Here is a 17,144-nt window from a genome sequence, read left to right on the forward strand (position 1 = left end):
AAGTTAGTAGTTTAATGTTTCTAAAAGTAAGAAAATATCTTGGCAAAATTCAGTACATTCACGTCATAATTACCAAATCTCCAGAAAGATCATGAAAACCTATTTAAAATATATCCTCATTAGTGTAGTTGCTATATTCTTTGTTGCTTGTAGTACAACTAAATTTCAGACCAATCATATCAAAACTGAGCTGTATTTTGGACTTTCCAAGAAAAATGGAGTCGTTACAGAACAAGAATGGAATGCATTTAAACTCGATTATATTAGCAAACGATTTGCTGGCTATACAGAAATACAATCGAAAGGTTTTTGGACGAATCCGAAAGGAGAAACCGTTTCCGAAAATTCCAGATTGATTATTTATCTTAACAAAGGCACACAACAAGACAGTCTTGATATTGTGTATGTTATTGATAATTACAAACAACTATTTAATCAAGAATCAGTTTTAAAAATTGAAACACCTGTAAAAGCTATTTTTGAGTAATCATACAAAAGAAATCTACAACTAAATGTATTTTTACAAAAAATAGTACCAAATGACTAAAAAACCACTTTTACAACCTTATACTTCCAAAAATCTACAGCTCAAAAATCGTATCATTATGGCGCCAATGACGCGCAGTAGAGCTAATAACGAAGGAAATGTACCGACAGATGAGTTACACGGAATTTATTACGAGCAAAGAGCTTCCGCAGGATTGATTATTACAGAAGGCGCACAGGTTTCCAAAGAAGCAGTTGGCTATATTCATACACCAGGAATTTATACAAAAGCACAGGTTGAAGGTTGGAAAAAAGTTACCAAACGCGTTCATGAGAAAGGCGGAAAAATCTTTATTCAATTGTGGCATGTGGGACGAATTTCGCATCCTGATTTTCATAATGGAGAATTGCCAGTAGCACCATCTGCGATCAATCCGAATCGAAAATCCTATACACCAGAAGGCTTTAAAGACACAGTTACTCCTCGGGAAATGACACAAGATGATATTGATAGCACGATTCAAGACTTTGTCAATGCTGGCAAAAACGCCATAGAAGCAGGTTTTGATGGCGTGGAAGTGCATTCTTCCAACGGATATTTATTTCATCAGTTTTTTACAAACTGTTCCAATACACGAACAGATAAGTATGGCGGAAGTATTGAAAACAATGCACGGTTTTTCTTTGAAACCTTGGATGCGATGAAAAAAGAAATGCCTGAACAGAAAATTGGAGTCCGTTTCAATCCGTCGTTGCATTCCGCAATGGCAGGAATTACCATAGATGCAGAAACGATTCCTACGTTTGAATACATTATCAAGAAGCTAAATGACTATGATTTGGCGTATGTTCATTTGTCGGAACCTTTTTCGAATGTTTCAGAAGTGCCGCATGCAGTTACGGAAATTGCAAAGCATTTTAGACCTTTATACAAAGGCACACTTATGATTAATACAGATTTTACGTTTGATAAAGGAAATACAGTCCTAGAGGCTAACGAAGCGGATTTAGTAGCTTTTGGAAAGCCTTTCATTTCTAATCCGGATTTGGTAACACGTTTTGAACACGGAATTGCTTTGGCAGATTGGGATACAGCAACCTTTTACACTACTGGAGAAAAAGGATTTACGGATTATCCGAAGGCAAAAATTAAATGATATATTTGAAAACTCAAAAATCCTTTTTATACCTCAATTACATGTCAAAGATTCCTATAGTGTTGATACTGATTGTACTGTTGTCCAGTTGCGAAAAACCGCCAATCAACTTAAAAGCCTACCAAAACGAAGGAAAAGATTTTGAAATTTCAATTCCTAAAGAATGGGATGTAAAAGTTTCGGAAGAAGAAATCATTGCGAAACAAGGTGGTTGGGAAGACTTTTTTAGCAAACTAAAAGTCTCAGCAACCTATAAACGCAATTGGGGAACTTTTGAACCTATAACAGAGGAAATTCTATCAGCTATAAACAAATCGGGGTCTTTAAAATATCAAAATAATTTACGAAAAATAACGACTGATACGTACACAATGTATACTTACGATTTACGAGGTCCAGCACCACTTGGCGGAACTGTTACTTTCCGAAAGTATGAAGTAAATATTCACGACAAACCAGAAGACAGTTTTATTCTTGTCGTAGATAGTTTTAATGAATTTAACAGTGATGAAGAACGGTTTATGAAAGCAATTATCGCTTCTTTGAAATTCTTATAAATAGTTTTAAGAACTACAAACTACACGCTTCAACAATACATATTCACCGTTATTTTTAAATTCTCTGATAGATGAACCTACGTAACGTTTAAAGGTCTTTGACAAGTGACTTGCATCTGTAAAGCCCAAATCATCTGCGATTTCAGAAATGGTAAAATCAGAGTTTAATAAACGAATTTCCACAAGTTTCAGTTTGGCTTTAATAATATATTCGCGCAATGGCATATGAATCTGTTTTCTAAAATATTCACTCACATACGTAGAAGACATCGAAAATACAGTCGCTAAATGCTCTATTTTTAATTTTTCAGGCTGATCAATATGTTCGTTGATATACGTAAGCATTTTATGAATTCTATCATCGTTGGAATCGTTAGAAATCTCATAAAAACTTGATTTCTTTATATTTCGAATCAAAATTTCCAAAATGCTAGTCATCAGACTCTTTATCAAATACATAGAAGCCTCGTTGTAATTACGAGATTCTTCTAAAATCATCGCAACAAGTCTGTTAATATGTGTGCGATCAATGTCACTTTTAATAATATCACCAGGCAATTGATTGTAATTAGAAAGAATATACGATGCTTCTTTATACCATTCGTCACGATCAATCGAAGTACGTTTAGAGCTTTTAAAAAAAGCATCTGTAAATTTTAAAAAGACAAATTTTGAAGGTTCTGAAATATTAAATGAATGACATTTTAAAGGCGGCAATAAAAACATACTTCCTTCTGTATATGTATATTCGTTATAATTGATACATTGTGTCCCAGTTCCTTTTTTGATTAACACTAACTCAAAAAAATTGTTCTTTACAGGACGTTGTTTCCATTCAGACAACTCAATTTCTTGTATTTCAAAAGGTTTGTACGTCTCTAATACTTGCATTTTTGATCAAATTTTGTGTAAAATTATATAAAAATTGCCTTAGAAAGTGCTTTTTTAATCTTAAAACCTTTAAAAATACCAAAATACCCTTTTTAAATACCTAAGTAACTCATGCGTTGTGTGGTAATTTTGTATCAAGAAATTTAAAAATCAAAAAAATATAAATATGAGTCAATTAACGATCGTCGCTAAAATTCTAGCCAAAGAAGGAAAATCAACATTCATACAAGAGGAATTAATAAAACTAATCGAAATTACACGTGCCGAAAAAGGATGTATCAATTACGATTTACACCAAGATAATGAAAATGAAAACCTGTTTTTGTTTTATGAAAACTGGGAAAATCGCGAATTATGGCAACAACACATGCAAAATGATCATTTGGCAGCATATATGAAAACAACAGAAGGCGCCGTGGAATCTTTTGAATTGAATGAAATGACCGTTATAGGATAATTATAGAATCAATATGAAGAAAATAACGATTTGTGCATTACTACTAGGAATAGTATTTTCTTGCGAAAGTCCTGCTAACAAGACAGGAGAAAAGACAACAAAAGTTTCACAACCTGTTCAAAAGATCGAAAACCCAACGAATAAAGTAGTGTTAAGCTCAGAAATTGTTTGGGAGAAATTAAATCCTGCTCGTGGCAATCAAAGTCCGCAAGCAGGTACTATTTGGGGAGATAGAAAAGGTGCTGTTGCAACTGGATTTTTAGCAAAATTTGTAGACGGTTTTTCTTCTCCACCGCATATTCACAATGTAACCTACAGAGCTGTTGTTATAAAAGGACTGATTCATAATGATGATGAAAACGCAAAAAACATGTGGATGCAACCCGGAAGTTTCTGGACGCAACCCAAAGGCGAATCACATATAACAGCTGCCAAAGGCGAAGAAAATATTGCCTATGTAGAAATTGATCACGGACCATATTTGGTAAAACCAACAAGTGAAGCTTTTGATAGTGGTGAAAAACCTGTAAATATTGATGCTTCAAACATTGTTTGGCTGAATAACACTACCACTAATTGGATCGACAATAGCAATGCCAGTATCAGTTTTCTGTGGAAAAACAAGGATTTACAAGGTTTATTTGTAAAAATCCCCAAAGGTTTCATGGGAACATTACAAAGCAATGGCACTGTTTTTCATGCCGTAATCATTAAAGGAAATTTGTTATACGAATTACCAACAACCAAAGAAATAAAAAGGTTGGATGCAGGAAGTTACTTCACAGCAAAAGCGAAGGCAATACATGAAATTTTTAATGAAGAAGAAGACGTAATTCTTTACATTCGAACCAATGACACTATTAAATTAAGCGAATAAAAAATTAGACAAAAAAGACATGAAAGCAATAGGATATAAAGAATCATTGCCAATAGATAATGAAAATTCATTACAAGATATTGAACTGGAAACACCAAAAGCTACGGGAAAAGATTTGCTGGTAGAAGTCAAAGCAATCTCAGTAAATCCGGTAGATTATAAAATAAGGCAAAATGTAGCGCCAGAAAATGATGATTGGAAAGTGATTGGTTGGGACGCGGCAGGAATTGTAACCGCAGTAGGCGAGGAGACAAGTTTGTTTAAGGTTGGAGATGAAGTGTATTATGCAGGCGATTTAACACGTTCTGGAAGTAATGCGCAGTATCAACTCGTAGACGAACGTATTGTGGGAAGAAAACCAGCAAATTTATCTTTTGGTGATGCAGCTGCGTTGCCACTAACGTCACTTACTGCTTGGGAATTGTTGTTTGACAGAATGCAGGTTGCTAAAGACAATCCAAACAAAAGTATTTTAGTCATTGGTGCCGCTGGTGGCGTAGGATCAATCATGACACAATTATTGAAACAATTGACAAAATTGACAATTATTGGTACTGCTTCTCGCGAAGAAACTACGAATTGGTTGAAAGAATTGGGCGCAGATCATGTCATCAATCATAGAAATAAATTGAGTGAAGAATTCGCAACCTACAATCTTCCACAACCCGATTATATTGTGAGTTTAAATGCTACGCAACAACATAAAGACGAGATTGTAAAAATTATCAAACCACAAGGGAGATTTGGTTTTATTGACGATCCCAAAGGTGGATTTGACGTAATGCCATTCAAACTCAAAGCGGTTTCTACACATATCGAGTTTATGTTTACACGTTCTATGTTTCAAACAGAAGATATCACAGCACAGCACAACATTCTTAATGAGGTTTCTAAACTTATTGATGCTGGTACCATCAAAACGACAGTTGGTGAACATTTCGGAAACATCAATGCCGAAAACATTCGCAAAGCACATGCGCTATTAGAATCGGGCAAAGCGAAAGGGAAAATAGTATTAGAAAACTTTTAAGCTTTTTCCTGAAGATTCACTTTTTTTAATTAATGTATAAGAATGAACACATTCGAACAAATAAATCGCGGATATAACAGTGTTTTCAAACATAACCAGCTCAGTATTGGATTGGTAGTTCCTATTGAAAACTATGCGCAAAGTCCCGTTCCAACGATGAACGATCATGTGGCACGTGTGCAATTGGCAGAACAATTGGGTTTTAAAGCACTTTGGTTACGCGATGTTCCTTTTCATGTGCCAACTTTTGGCGATGCAGGACAAACCTTTGATCCGTTTACATATTTAGGATATTTAGCCGCTAAAACTTCGGATATTGCACTTGGTGTCGCAAGCATTGCTTTGCCATTGCATCACCCTGTGCATATTGCGAAATCTGCTGCTACGATTGATCAATTGTCTGATGGAAGACTGATTCTAGGAATTGCTTCTGGCGATCGTTATGAAGAATATCCTGCGATGGGAATTGACTATGAAAATCGTGGCGAACTCTTTAGAGAAGCGTTTCAGTACATTCGAAATGCACAAGATAATTTTCCAAGTTTCACCTCAAAAGCATTTGGTAGTTTACAAGGAAATATTGATGTTTTACCAAAAGCAAAAAATCATAAAATTCCAATGTTAGTCACGGGTTTTAGTCAACAATCATTGCAATGGAATGCTGAATATGCCGATGGTTGGATGTATTATCCAAGAGATCCAACACAACAAAAATATCGCATTGCAGAATGGCGCTCGTTGATAGCAGAAAAGCACGCATATGACAAACCGTTTTTGCAGCCTTTATACATAGACTTGCATGAAAATGATGATTTTAAACCACAGCCAATTCATTTAGGTTTTCGAATAGGAGCAAAGTATTTATTGGGTTATTTGCAGCATTTACAAGACATTGGTGTAAATCATATTGCATTAAATTTACGTTTCAATTCAAACCCGATTGAAGCAACGTTAGAACGTTTGGCAACAACTATTTTACCCGAATTTCATTCAAACACCACAAAAAAACAAACTAAAACAGCATGAAAAAGACAATCATTATTACAGGAAGTACCGATGGCATCGGGAAACTTACGGCCATAAAACTCGCGAAAGAAGGACACGAAGTATATATTCACGGAAGAAATAGCGAAAAACTCGCAAAAGTCATTTCAGAAATACAAGCGGCATCAAACAATTCCAATATCAAAGGATTTGCAGCAGATTTGTCAACAATGGCAGCTGTGCAGCAGTTAGCAGAAAAGATGAAAGCAACCGTTCCAAAAATTGACGTATTGATCAATAATGCAGGTGTTTACAATAGTCGAATTGCAAAAAGTACTGACGGTTTAGACCTGCGATTTGCAGTCAATTATATAGCACCATATATTTTGACAAACGAATTATTACCACTTTTGGAAACATCAGAAAATGCCAGAATCGTTAATTTAAGTTCAGCTGCACAAGCGCCTGTTTCTTTGGATGCGTTAGCAGGAAACGTGACTGTTACAGAACAAGTTTCGTATGCACAAAGTAAATTGGCATTGACAATGTGGAGTTTCTATTTGGCCAAACAACATTCAAACATTCAAGTGATTGCTGTAAATCCAGGATCATTATTAAACACAAACATGGTCAAAGAAGCCTTTGGAACCCATTGGTCTTCTGCGGACAAAGGTGCAGATATTTTATATGATTTGACAGTTTCTGAAGAACACAAAGGAATTACAGGAAAATACTTTGACAATGATAAAGGAAGTTATGGAAATGCACATCCAGATGCGTATGATAAGGAGAAAATTCAAAAGTTAATTAACAAAACTGAGAATATCATAGGAGTTTTATAGCATCATTTTTTCTTCATTATTCTTAAAAACCAGTCATTTAAAATAAAAACATATCGTAATTTATAAAAGCCGAGTTACATTTTTTGGAATAGCATTGAACCCAACCGCATAAGTAGTTCAAAATTGTATATTTGATTTCCTCCAAAAAAGAATTCAAATATGTCAACCTTACTATTCAATGAATATAATTCTTAGCAACTCATTTCAAAACATATCAAAAAACATATTTTGGAGATTTTCATTTCTATTTATCTTTTTCTATATAGTTCCTACTGACTTAGGGTATCCTGTGACGGAAATATTTTATGAACTTACTATTTGGGATCAACCAATTATCTGGATTGGAGATTTTTTTTATGAATGGGAATTTACTCCAGATCAATTGCATAGAGGATATGATTCACGATTTGAATTTAGCAGATATATATTTGTCTTATTGGTTTCCATTATTGGAACAACTATATGGCTTTTAGTAGATGTATACTTAAAAAAGTCATACACAAACAAACTTAAAATTACACTACAAACAATTATTAGATATCAGTTAGGATTGGTAATAATTGGCTATGGACTTTCTAAAGTATTCATGTTACAGTTTGGAACTATGGGACTTGATACTATGGAAACAAAAGTTGGCGATCTTACAAGCATGGGATTAATGTGGAAATTTATGAGTTTTTCAAAATTAATAGTCATGTTTCCTGGTTGGATAGAGGTTATAGGAGGAGTTTTATTATTCTTCAGAAAAACAACTTTTTTAGGTGTAATGCTACTTTTTGTTATCATGGCAAATGTAGTATTAATGGATATTAGTTTCGATGTTACTGTCATATTATATGCGTGTTTTTTATCATTTATGCTTATCATTTTATTGAGTACACAGCTAAAAAGTTTATATACATATCTAGTATTAAACGAAACAACAAAACCAGAAACATATGAGCCTTTAGTAAAAAGTAAAAAAGTTCGAATTATTTTTAAAGTAATATTATTGTCAGTAGTAACATATTTCTATGCGCAAGAACATATTGAGCGAATTGAGTCTGAAACAATCAACAGATATACATGGTTTACAAATATGCAAACTGTTCAAAAGTTTGTGGTGAATGGTGACACATTAGCATCAAAAACAACGGTAAAAAAACCTGAAGCATGGAAACAAATGATATTCAATGGAGTTTCATATCAACCTGAAACATTCAAAATTATCAAAGAAAATAACAAAACAGAACGATTTAAGTTTGAAATTGATTCTACAGCAAAAACCATACGTTTTCGTTTATTATCTGACGAAACCAAAGAATGGAGTGAATTTACATATACAAAAACGAAAAAGCGAACGTACACTTTTGATGGTATTTATGAAGGAGATACAATTCATATCACTTCATGGGCTAAATATGTAAATGATTATAATATTATGTATTACAAAGGAAAATTGCTTTTTGATGATAATTAAAAAATCAATAGAATTCTATTTAAGTGATCATGTAAATTGAAAATATTTATATATTTGAATCGCATCAATTACAAAACACATGGACATTCCTTTGCTATTCTTTTTATGCTCTATTGGCGTATTTAATGGATTTCTAGCAAGTATTTATTTTCTATTCTTTAGCAAACAAAAACGTGTGCAAAATTTCTTTTTTGGCTTGTTATTGTTGGTATTATGTATTCGAATTGGAAAATCAGTCTACACAATTTTTACACCACGAGAAGAACGCAATCTATGGATTTTACAAATAGGTTTATCGGCTTGTTTTTTAATTGGCGCCGCTACTTTTTTCTATGTAAAAGCTTCTATTGAGAATAAAAAAAGCATTCCAACCTCATGGAAAATTCACGGTGGATTGCTTTTACTCATAATTACAGTAATTGGAATAGTAAAACCATATCCATATTTCAAAGAATTATGGACAAATTTTGTGGTGCAATTTATCTATGCCGTTTGGGGAATGTACTTAGCGCTTTCCATTTATATATTGAAAGACATCATTAAAAAGTATTTTCAAAAGAACATTCGCTGTACAACTTCGGAAGTCTGGTTGCTGATTTTAGTATTGGCAAATGTGCTCATTTTTGCAGCGTATATGATTGGATATTTCTATCTATACTTTGTGGGAACCATTACATTTTCAGTCGTTTTTTATGCCTTATTGATTTTTCTCTTATCGAAAAAGAATCGCGATACTATTTTTCAAGATATTCCTGAAAAGTATCAAGCAAAAAAGATTGACAAAACAGAAGAGGAACAATTAATTGCTGCTTTAAAAGAGGCGATGGAAACACATCAATTTCATAAAAACACAAATGTGAAATTGAACGATATTGCCAAAGTTTTACACATTTCTTCACACAAATTATCGCAATTATTGAATGATAATCTCGGAAAAAACTTTGCATTATTTATTAATGAGTATCGAGTAGAAGAAGCAAAGAAATTATTACAAGAAAACAATCAATTCACTTTAGAATCTATTGGTTTTGAAGCTGGTTTTAGTTCGAAATCAACGTTTTACGCTACCTTTAAAAAACTCATTGGTAAAACACCTGCGGAGTTTAAAAAACAATTTTCTTAGCCCAAATTTGTCCAATTTTATAATTCTGGACACTTCAATTATAATCAATCACTCAAATTATAAGCTGTTTTTAGAAGTTTGATCAAATCAAAAAATCAAACAATAATGAAACAGTACATTTTTATCTTTATTACGCTTTTCGCGATACAACTTTCAAATGCGCAATCGGAACATGCTTCTGTAGAAAAAACACTTCAAAATTATATCCATGGGAGTTCTTATAATGAGCTAGAACAACTTAAAAGTGCATTTACAGAAAACGCCACATTGTATCTAACTGGAAGAGATAAATCATTCAAAAGATATACTCCAAACGAATATGCTGGCTTTTTTAAAAATGGCGAAAAAGGCAAATTCAATGGCCGTGATGGAAAAGTCTTAGCTATAGAAATCGTAAACGATATTGCTTGGGCAAAAGTAGAAATTGCAGGACCAGAACGCAGTTGGGTGTATATCGATTTGTTTCTATTAAAGAAAATAGATAACGAATGGAAAATTATTAGTAAAACAGCTACACGAACCGACAATCCTAAGAAATAATTCCCTCTGACAAATTTAAAAACAATCAAAAACAACAGATGAAATACATCCTTACATTCTTGTGCTTGTGTGGTTTCTTAAAGAGTGCGGCACAAAACACAAACATTCCTTTTAAAGATACCAAAATTATTGTTGACGGACAGTTTAATGAAACCGTTTGGGAACAATTACCCACGTATACCAGTTTTTATAATTATTTACCAACAGATATTGGGTTGGCGGAAAATCAAACCGAAGTAAAATTATTTCACAATGGCGAATATTTATATGTGCAAGCAATCTACAATGATTCTACAGAAGAAACGCGCGTAAACACTTTAAAAAGAGATGTTTCAATAGCATTTAGTGATGCGTTTATCATTGTGATTGATACTCAAAATCAGGAACAGAACGGATATTTATTTGCCATCAATTCCTTGGGAAATCAGACCGATGGTTTGGTCGGACGTGTGAATGATGGTTACAATCTTAATTTTAGTTGGAACGCAATTTGGCAATCACAAGCTGTTTTAAACGGAAAGAAAAAGCAATATGAATTGGCAATTCCGTTAAAAGCGTTGAATTTCAACAAAGAAAATCCAGTTTTTGGAATGCAGTTTTATGTGCGAGATATCAAGAATAATTCATGGACTATTTTTAAAAATGTAAAACGAAATTTTGCCAATCTTGATTTACGCTTTACAGAGAAATTTACGGTAGAAAACCTTCCTGATATTGCTACATCACGTTTTACGGTAACACCATCTGTTACGGCAAATTATCAAGAAGATCTTGTCAATGAAACGGATGAAACGACGTTTGTGCCTAGTGTTGATGTACAATACAATTTGACGTCTTCATTGAAATTGGATGCAACCATCAACCCAGATTTTTCTCAGATTGATGTTGATCAGCAAGTGACGAATTTGACACGTTTTGCGATCTTTTTTCCGGAGCGAAGAAACTTTTTCTTAGAGAATGCTGATTTGTTTTCAAATTTAGGTGTGAATGGCGTCAATCCTTTTTATTCCAGAAGAATAGGAGCAGAGAGTGATATTCAATTTGGATTGAAACTTTCTGGAAATATTGCACCCAAAACACGAATTGGCGTATTGAATGTTCAAACAGATCGAGAAAACGAGGTTGCTTCACAGAATTTTACGGCGCTCGTTGGTGAGCAGCAAGTTTCTAAAAACTTTACAACGACGGCCTATCTCATCAATCGTCAAGAAACTGATGATTTTGAATTTGTAGATGATTACAATCGTGTCACAGGAATCAATCTCAATTACAAGTCTGACAACAACAAATGGATTGGAATTGCAAATGTTGGTAAAAGCTTTAATGAGGGAATTACCAATAAAAATAACTTCTATAACTTAGGAATTTGGTACAACCAACGCGGGTTGGAATGGAATGCAGGCATTCGAAAAGTAGAACGAAATTACTTGACAGATGTTGGTTTTACACCACGATTGTTTAATTACGATGCCATCAATGATGTTGTGGTTCGTGAAGGATATACGCAAGCAAATGCAGGTGTAGAATATCAAAAATTTTATGAGAATTCCAACAAACTAAACTCAGTTCGTTACCTAAACTATAGCAACAATACGTATTTTGATGAAACGGGGAAATTCAATCAATCTTCTCACTTTTTGAATTCGGCGGTATTTTTCAAAGACTTATCCGCAGTATACTATGTGTTTTTTTATGATGATATCGATTTAAGATATGGTTTTGATCCGCTTGGAAATGGAAACTCTTTACAACCTGATCGCTATCGTTTTGGACTTTTGAAAGTAGGATACAATTCTGCGAACAATCAAAAATTTCGATATCGTGTCAATGTGCAAAAAGGAACATATTACAGCGGAAAACGCACTACCGCAGGCGCCTATTTGAATTATCAACTCTTACCATTTGCCAATTTAGAACTTACGTATGATGTCAATCATATTGATTTGAATGAATTGGGCGAAGAAACCTTTCATTTAGCGCGATTGACAAGTGAAATTTTCTTTTCAAATCGTTTAAATTGGACCACATATGTGCAATACAATACACAGCGAGACAACTTTAATATCAACAGTCGCTTGCAATGGGAATACAAGCCTTTATCGTATCTCTACTTTGTGGTTTCGGATAATTTCACACAAAATCTCACCCGAAAAAATTGGGGAATCGCTTTTAAAATGAACAAACGTTTTGATTTTTGATTTTTACAGGTCATATACTGCTGAAACATATACGATTAATTATTATTAGCTATATTTGATAGGTGTCTCTTATGAAAATTAGAGCAAGATCAACTGTATATCCCGTATTAATTAAAACTTTCTCGAATGATGACTTTTATTTTAAAGTACAAAAATTTCTGTACGCTATTTGCTATTCTTTTTATGTTTTCTATAGATGTAAATGCACAAAATGGCAATCAACTATACAATTCAGTTCAAAATATTTACACAAAATATTCCTCTGTGGGATCTAATAACTGTAGTGCTGCAAAAAAAATAGTAACAGAATTACAAAGGTATACAGGTTATAGAGCAGCAGTTCCTGCTGCCAAAGCGTATAGTGTAAATTTTCCAAAAAAAGTAACGAATCCTACTATTGGAGATTTAGCCAAAGATAGAATTGCAAGAATTAAAAGTCAATTTAAAAAGTGCTTTCAAACGAACAATACAAGCCCTAAATCCTTGGCTTTATATAATGAAGTTCAAAATATTTACGCGCAGTATAAATCTATAAAACCGAATGATTGCAATACTGTAAAAAGAGCGATTGTAAAACTAAGAAAACATATAAGAAGTAAAGTAGCTGTTCCTACTGATAAAGCGTATAGTGTAAATTTTCCAAAAAAAGTAACGAATCCTACCATTGGAGATTTAGTAAAAGATAGAATTGCACGACTTAAAAGCCAATTTAAACAATGTTTTGAGAAAAAAGGAATGTCTAATTATATCCTTGTAAACATTCCGGGCTCATGGAAATATATTCACAAAGGGCGAGAATATAACTTTACTATAGATAGGCGCGGTACTACGGTAGTTGGATTTTTTAAAAAGCATGGATATTCATATCCGCCAGTTTATAAAGGTGCAAAAATGATGAATGACAATCGTGTTCGATTTCGTTTTGAATTAGGTGGAAAACATATATTGAAACTTGAATTTGATCATACTTCATCGGGAACTTCTGCATCTATTTCTGAATCTTGGAATGCAAATGGTAAATGGGCAAAACTAAATTTAGGACCTTTAACAACTAAAAAAATAACGCCAACACCAAGTACAGCTCTTAAAAATGTTGATATTACCTTTTTAAATCAAACGAAGTCTAAAGCTATCATTTATTGGCTTAATAATGGGAAAGAGATACTATATAAAACGCTTTCTCCAGGAGAAGCTTATGTACAAGGAACTTATAGCACTCATGAATGGCGCATTCGCATTAATGGAAACGTACGTCTTAATTATAAAACTACAACAGATAAATCTCAATTAGTCCGCATTAAATAAAACGAAAACCACAACATTAGAATTGTTTTGTCATTTTAGGCAATTTCACACAAAACTTCAACAGAAAAACTGTGGAATAGCTTTTAAAGTGAATAAACGGTTTGATTTTTAGTTTGTAAAATACTTTCGTAAATGGTTAGTATTTAAATATTTACGGTTATCCGCAATGCAGACATCAAAAAAAACACTAACTTATGTAGGTAATTTTTTATAAATCAAAACTTTTAGCAATGTGGTATAATGACATACGTCCGGATATAGACTTAGAAAACGATCGTTATTCCTTAATCATGCTTGATTCGAGGAAAAATAACTTCAAACGTTTGATGACAGATGAAGATAAAAAACGAACTGTTGAAAATCTCATTCGATTAAAAGAAGCTTTGGTCGAAAAAGTGCCTGCTAAAAAAGTAGATGACAATTTATTACTCTGCTCGTGGAATATTAAGAATTTTGGAAAGATAAAACACAGAACAGCGGAATCATTGTATTATATCGCTGAAATTATCAATGCTTTTGATATTGTATCATTACAAGAAGTAAACACAAATATCTCTGATTTTAAAAAAGTCCTCAAATTATTGGGAAGTCATTGGAAACATACCTTGAGTGATGTTACGGAAGGGAATTCGGGAAATAGTGAACGATTTGGTTTTATGTACGATTCTAGGCGCGTTACACATTCTGGTTTGTCTGGTGAATTGGTGATTTCTCCGGAAATGATGAACGACAATCCTATCATTCGCCAATTAAAACGTACACCAACGTTTACAGGATTTGAAAGTGGTTGGCAGAAATTTTCAATAGTAAGTCTGCATTTGCATCCAGGAGAAGGAACCAATGGAGATGGTCCAACAGATAAAGAGATTCGAAAAGAAGAAGTGAGGTTATTGATGGAAATCATGAAAAAGAAACTACGTAAAATGTCTTTTGAAGATCGCAACATGATTATTCTTGGTGATACAAATCTTTATCAAGACGATGACGATATTGTAGAATTGATTGAAGATATAGGTTTCGTTGAAAGCGACGGATTGAAAGGAAAGTTTACCAATACAAGTCAAAGTGAAATTTACGATCGTATTTTTCTAAATGTAGAAGACTACTTTAAGATTGGCACGAATGCAGAAGGAAATCAAGTAGGAGATGTATTTCACCTTTTTGATTATGTGTATAAAAATGAACCTGCAGAAATCGAAAAATATCACACATTAATGTTGAAACACAAGAAAAAACCAAGCACACTAACAAGTCATGCAAAATTTACATCTTACTTTAATCGCTATTGGAAACGTGATCAAATGAGCGATCATTTGCCTGTTTGGTTAGAAATAAAAACAAATAGTAGTGTTCCTTTTTTACACAATACGCTAAAAAAGTTTTAAAATTGCTACATCAATTATTCACTACAATCTCCATCAATAATATTCTGTTGTGTCGGATTGAATTGATTTTCAGAAACATTATAAATCATCAACTGAGAATTATTTTGTAAAGGTGTTTGTAAGATGCAATAATCGGTCAAAATATCATTTCTAAAAATAAAGACAGTATTTCCAATGGTCGATAAACCTTGTAAAGCAGCTAATGAAGCTAAATTATCATTGTCAATGACCAATAAAGTCGCAACGCTTGAAATGTTCTCTAAACCTTGAAGCGAAGCCAATCCTGTATTTTTGATGGAAACACGACTGATTACTTGTGGTGTGATCGAATTTAACGCTTCTATAGAAGTCAAAGCCGGATTATCTAATAAAGAAATGACGCCGCCGCTAAAAATAGATTGTCCCGTTAAAATTTGATTGGATTCAATTCTTTTCAAATTTGTCAATCCATCTAACGAAGTTAAATTTTCATTATCGTTAATAATCAATCCTGAAGCAACTGCTAAGTTTGACAAACCGTCTAAAGAAGTCAACATCGGATTACTTTGTATTTCAACTTGTCTTACGACACTAGTTATAGAACTCAAAGGTGACAAATCTGTAATATCAGAAGGTTCAGGCACATTTGTTTCTGTAGAACGATCGCCAATATTCAAATAACCATTAATCACATTATAGCCTTGCGCTCCAACAGCATCAACATCTGCCTGTGTTTTTAAAATAATATTTCCATTAAAAACAATGACGGGTAAAATTTGCTGATCTAGATCATCTGTAGCACAACTAAATAAGATAGAAGTAACTATTGAGAGGAGGAAAATCTTTTTCATAGCAATGTTTTTTATAAGATAGATGTGAAATAATACAAATGGTTGCGTTTATTGGTCGTTACTTTTTGAAAAAACTTTACATGAAAAATAAAATAACTGCATCATTTTTTAAGTCATGCGTCTTAAGAAGTGTAAATACCAAATACAATATACAATAACGCTAAAATTAATATGTATGAAAACTAGAAGAATTTTTATAGAAACGACACATGAAAATATTGGATGCTGTGGATCAGTTCCTAAAGAAACAACTCCTGTAGAAAATTCCTGCTGCGGATCAACACAAGGACAGGAAGAAACCTTAGAAATCAGTGCATGCTGCTAGCAAAAGAGCTTCCAAAATATACAATACAAGCTTCTCATTTTTGAGAAGCTTTTCGTGCTTTACAAACTATACAAAATCTATAGCTATCTTTGTATAGCATAGAAATCAATTCGCTATCAATTTTATAAAAAAATGCAAAGTCAAGTCGCTCAACTATATAATCCGCTGTTAGGGTATGTTAAAAAGCATGTTCGTAATATCGAAGATGCAGAAGATTTAACGCAAGACGTATTTTTAAAACTATCGAAATCAAATAATAATGGTGTCGACAACTTAAAAAGTTGGATTTATACCATTGCAAAGAATACGATAACCGATTACTATCGCAAAAAGCAATTACAAACCAATAGCATAGAAGAAGATGTTTTTTTAGATGATGAACCTACAGAAGATGCTACAATAGAATTAGGAAAGTGTGTGCATTCCTTTATCAATCAATTGCCAGAGGAATATAGAGAACTCATGATCTTATCTGAAATAAAAGAAATTCCACAAAAAGAAATTGCCACACAATTGGATATGAATTACGTTACAGTACGTTCCAAAGTACAACGAGGTCGTAAAAAGCTCAAAGCTTTACTTGAAGGCTGTTGTACGATATTGCAAGGCGGAAAAGGAAGTATTTTAGGTTATCATTCAAAATCAGCTTGCGAAAAGAAAACTTCATGTTCATAAATTGCATCATTCATAACAAAATG

Annotated in this window: 18 protein-coding genes; 16 read left to right on the forward strand and 2 right to left on the reverse strand. The window is 33.2% G+C overall.

Going from position 1 to position 17,144, the window contains the following annotated elements; all coding sequences use genetic code 11:
• Positions 1 to 91 precede the first annotated feature (91 nt).
• Genes Q0845_RS17930 through Q0845_RS17940 form a run of 3 tightly spaced genes read left to right on the forward strand, consistent with a single transcriptional unit; the run spans position 92 to position 2,200 of the window.
• Positions 92 to 487, forward strand: a complete 396-nt coding sequence (locus Q0845_RS17930; protein ID WP_298516159.1) for a DUF3574 domain-containing protein — start codon at positions 92 to 94, stop codon at positions 485 to 487.
• Between the two features lie 52 nt (positions 488 to 539).
• Positions 540 to 1,643: an alkene reductase gene (locus Q0845_RS17935; protein ID WP_298516161.1), complete on the forward strand. Its 1,104-nt coding sequence runs from the start codon at positions 540 to 542 to the stop codon at positions 1,641 to 1,643.
• A 41-nt stretch (positions 1,644 to 1,684) separates the two neighbouring features.
• Entirely contained in the window at positions 1,685 to 2,200 is a 516-nt protein-coding gene (locus tag Q0845_RS17940; RefSeq protein WP_298516163.1) for a hypothetical protein, read from the forward strand.
• Between the two features lie 6 nt (positions 2,201 to 2,206).
• Here the strand turns inward: Q0845_RS17940 and Q0845_RS17945 are convergent, their stop codons facing one another.
• Positions 2,207 to 3,091, reverse strand: a complete 885-nt coding sequence (locus Q0845_RS17945; RefSeq protein WP_298516165.1) for an AraC family transcriptional regulator — start codon at positions 3,089 to 3,091, stop codon at positions 2,207 to 2,209.
• Between the two features lie 166 nt (positions 3,092 to 3,257).
• Here Q0845_RS17945 and Q0845_RS17950 point away from each other — a divergent pair, with 166 nt between their 5' ends.
• From Q0845_RS17950 to Q0845_RS18000, 11 genes are all read left to right on the forward strand, one after another.
• Complete coding sequence (locus tag Q0845_RS17950) at positions 3,258 to 3,548, forward strand: putative quinol monooxygenase (protein WP_298516167.1); 291 nt, start codon at positions 3,258 to 3,260, stop codon at positions 3,546 to 3,548.
• 13 nt (positions 3,549 to 3,561) lie between these two features.
• Positions 3,562 to 4,425 (forward strand): DUF4437 domain-containing protein, encoded by an 864-nt coding sequence (locus Q0845_RS17955; RefSeq protein WP_298516169.1) that lies wholly within the window; start codon positions 3,562 to 3,564, stop codon positions 4,423 to 4,425.
• 19 nt (positions 4,426 to 4,444) lie between these two features.
• Positions 4,445 to 5,455: a zinc-binding alcohol dehydrogenase family protein gene (locus Q0845_RS17960; protein WP_298516171.1), complete on the forward strand. Its 1,011-nt coding sequence runs from the start codon at positions 4,445 to 4,447 to the stop codon at positions 5,453 to 5,455.
• 42 nt (positions 5,456 to 5,497) lie between these two features.
• On the forward strand, positions 5,498 to 6,481 hold the full coding sequence (locus Q0845_RS17965) for an LLM class oxidoreductase (RefSeq protein ID WP_298516173.1): 984 nt from the start codon (positions 5,498 to 5,500) through the stop codon (positions 6,479 to 6,481).
• Positions 6,478 to 7,281 (forward strand): SDR family NAD(P)-dependent oxidoreductase, encoded by an 804-nt coding sequence (locus Q0845_RS17970; protein WP_298516175.1) that lies wholly within the window; start codon positions 6,478 to 6,480, stop codon positions 7,279 to 7,281. The genes Q0845_RS17965 and Q0845_RS17970 overlap by 4 nt, the downstream gene beginning before the upstream one ends.
• A gap of 178 nt (positions 7,282 to 7,459) precedes the next feature.
• Entirely contained in the window at positions 7,460 to 8,740 is a 1,281-nt protein-coding gene (locus Q0845_RS17975; protein WP_298516177.1) for a hypothetical protein, read from the forward strand.
• Between the two features lie 79 nt (positions 8,741 to 8,819).
• On the forward strand, positions 8,820 to 9,863 hold the full coding sequence (locus tag Q0845_RS17980; protein ID WP_298516179.1) for an AraC family transcriptional regulator: 1,044 nt from the start codon (positions 8,820 to 8,822) through the stop codon (positions 9,861 to 9,863).
• A gap of 105 nt (positions 9,864 to 9,968) precedes the next feature.
• The gene (locus tag Q0845_RS17985; RefSeq protein ID WP_298516181.1) at positions 9,969 to 10,403 is read left to right on the forward strand and encodes a nuclear transport factor 2 family protein; all 435 of its coding nucleotides are present in this window, start codon (positions 9,969 to 9,971) and stop codon (positions 10,401 to 10,403) included.
• 38 nt (positions 10,404 to 10,441) lie between these two features.
• The gene (locus tag Q0845_RS17990) at positions 10,442 to 12,601 is read left to right on the forward strand and encodes a DUF5916 domain-containing protein (RefSeq protein WP_298516183.1); all 2,160 of its coding nucleotides are present in this window, start codon (positions 10,442 to 10,444) and stop codon (positions 12,599 to 12,601) included.
• Positions 12,602 to 12,727: 126 nt separating this feature from the next.
• Positions 12,728 to 13,906, forward strand: coding sequence for a hypothetical protein (locus Q0845_RS17995; RefSeq protein ID WP_298516185.1), 1,179 nt, complete (start codon positions 12,728 to 12,730; stop codon positions 13,904 to 13,906).
• 230 nt (positions 13,907 to 14,136) lie between these two features.
• On the forward strand, positions 14,137 to 15,291 hold the full coding sequence (locus tag Q0845_RS18000; RefSeq protein ID WP_298516187.1) for an endonuclease/exonuclease/phosphatase family protein: 1,155 nt from the start codon (positions 14,137 to 14,139) through the stop codon (positions 15,289 to 15,291).
• Positions 15,292 to 15,305: 14 nt separating this feature from the next.
• Here Q0845_RS18000 and Q0845_RS18005 read toward each other — a convergent pair whose 3' ends face one another.
• A complete protein-coding gene (locus Q0845_RS18005; RefSeq protein WP_298516189.1) occupies positions 15,306 to 16,121 on the reverse strand; it encodes a hypothetical protein in 816 nt (271 codons plus the stop codon).
• Positions 16,122 to 16,296: 175 nt separating this feature from the next.
• Here Q0845_RS18005 and Q0845_RS18010 point away from each other — a divergent pair, with 175 nt between their 5' ends.
• Positions 16,297 to 16,446: a hypothetical protein gene (locus tag Q0845_RS18010; RefSeq protein WP_298516190.1), complete on the forward strand. Its 150-nt coding sequence runs from the start codon at positions 16,297 to 16,299 to the stop codon at positions 16,444 to 16,446.
• 132 nt (positions 16,447 to 16,578) lie between these two features.
• Complete coding sequence (locus tag Q0845_RS18015; protein WP_298516193.1) at positions 16,579 to 17,121, forward strand: sigma-70 family RNA polymerase sigma factor; 543 nt, start codon at positions 16,579 to 16,581, stop codon at positions 17,119 to 17,121.
• Positions 17,122 to 17,144 lie beyond the last annotated feature (23 nt).

It is taken from the genome of uncultured Kordia sp., assembly GCF_947489565.1.
Taxonomy (GTDB): domain Bacteria; phylum Bacteroidota; class Bacteroidia; order Flavobacteriales; family Flavobacteriaceae; genus Kordia.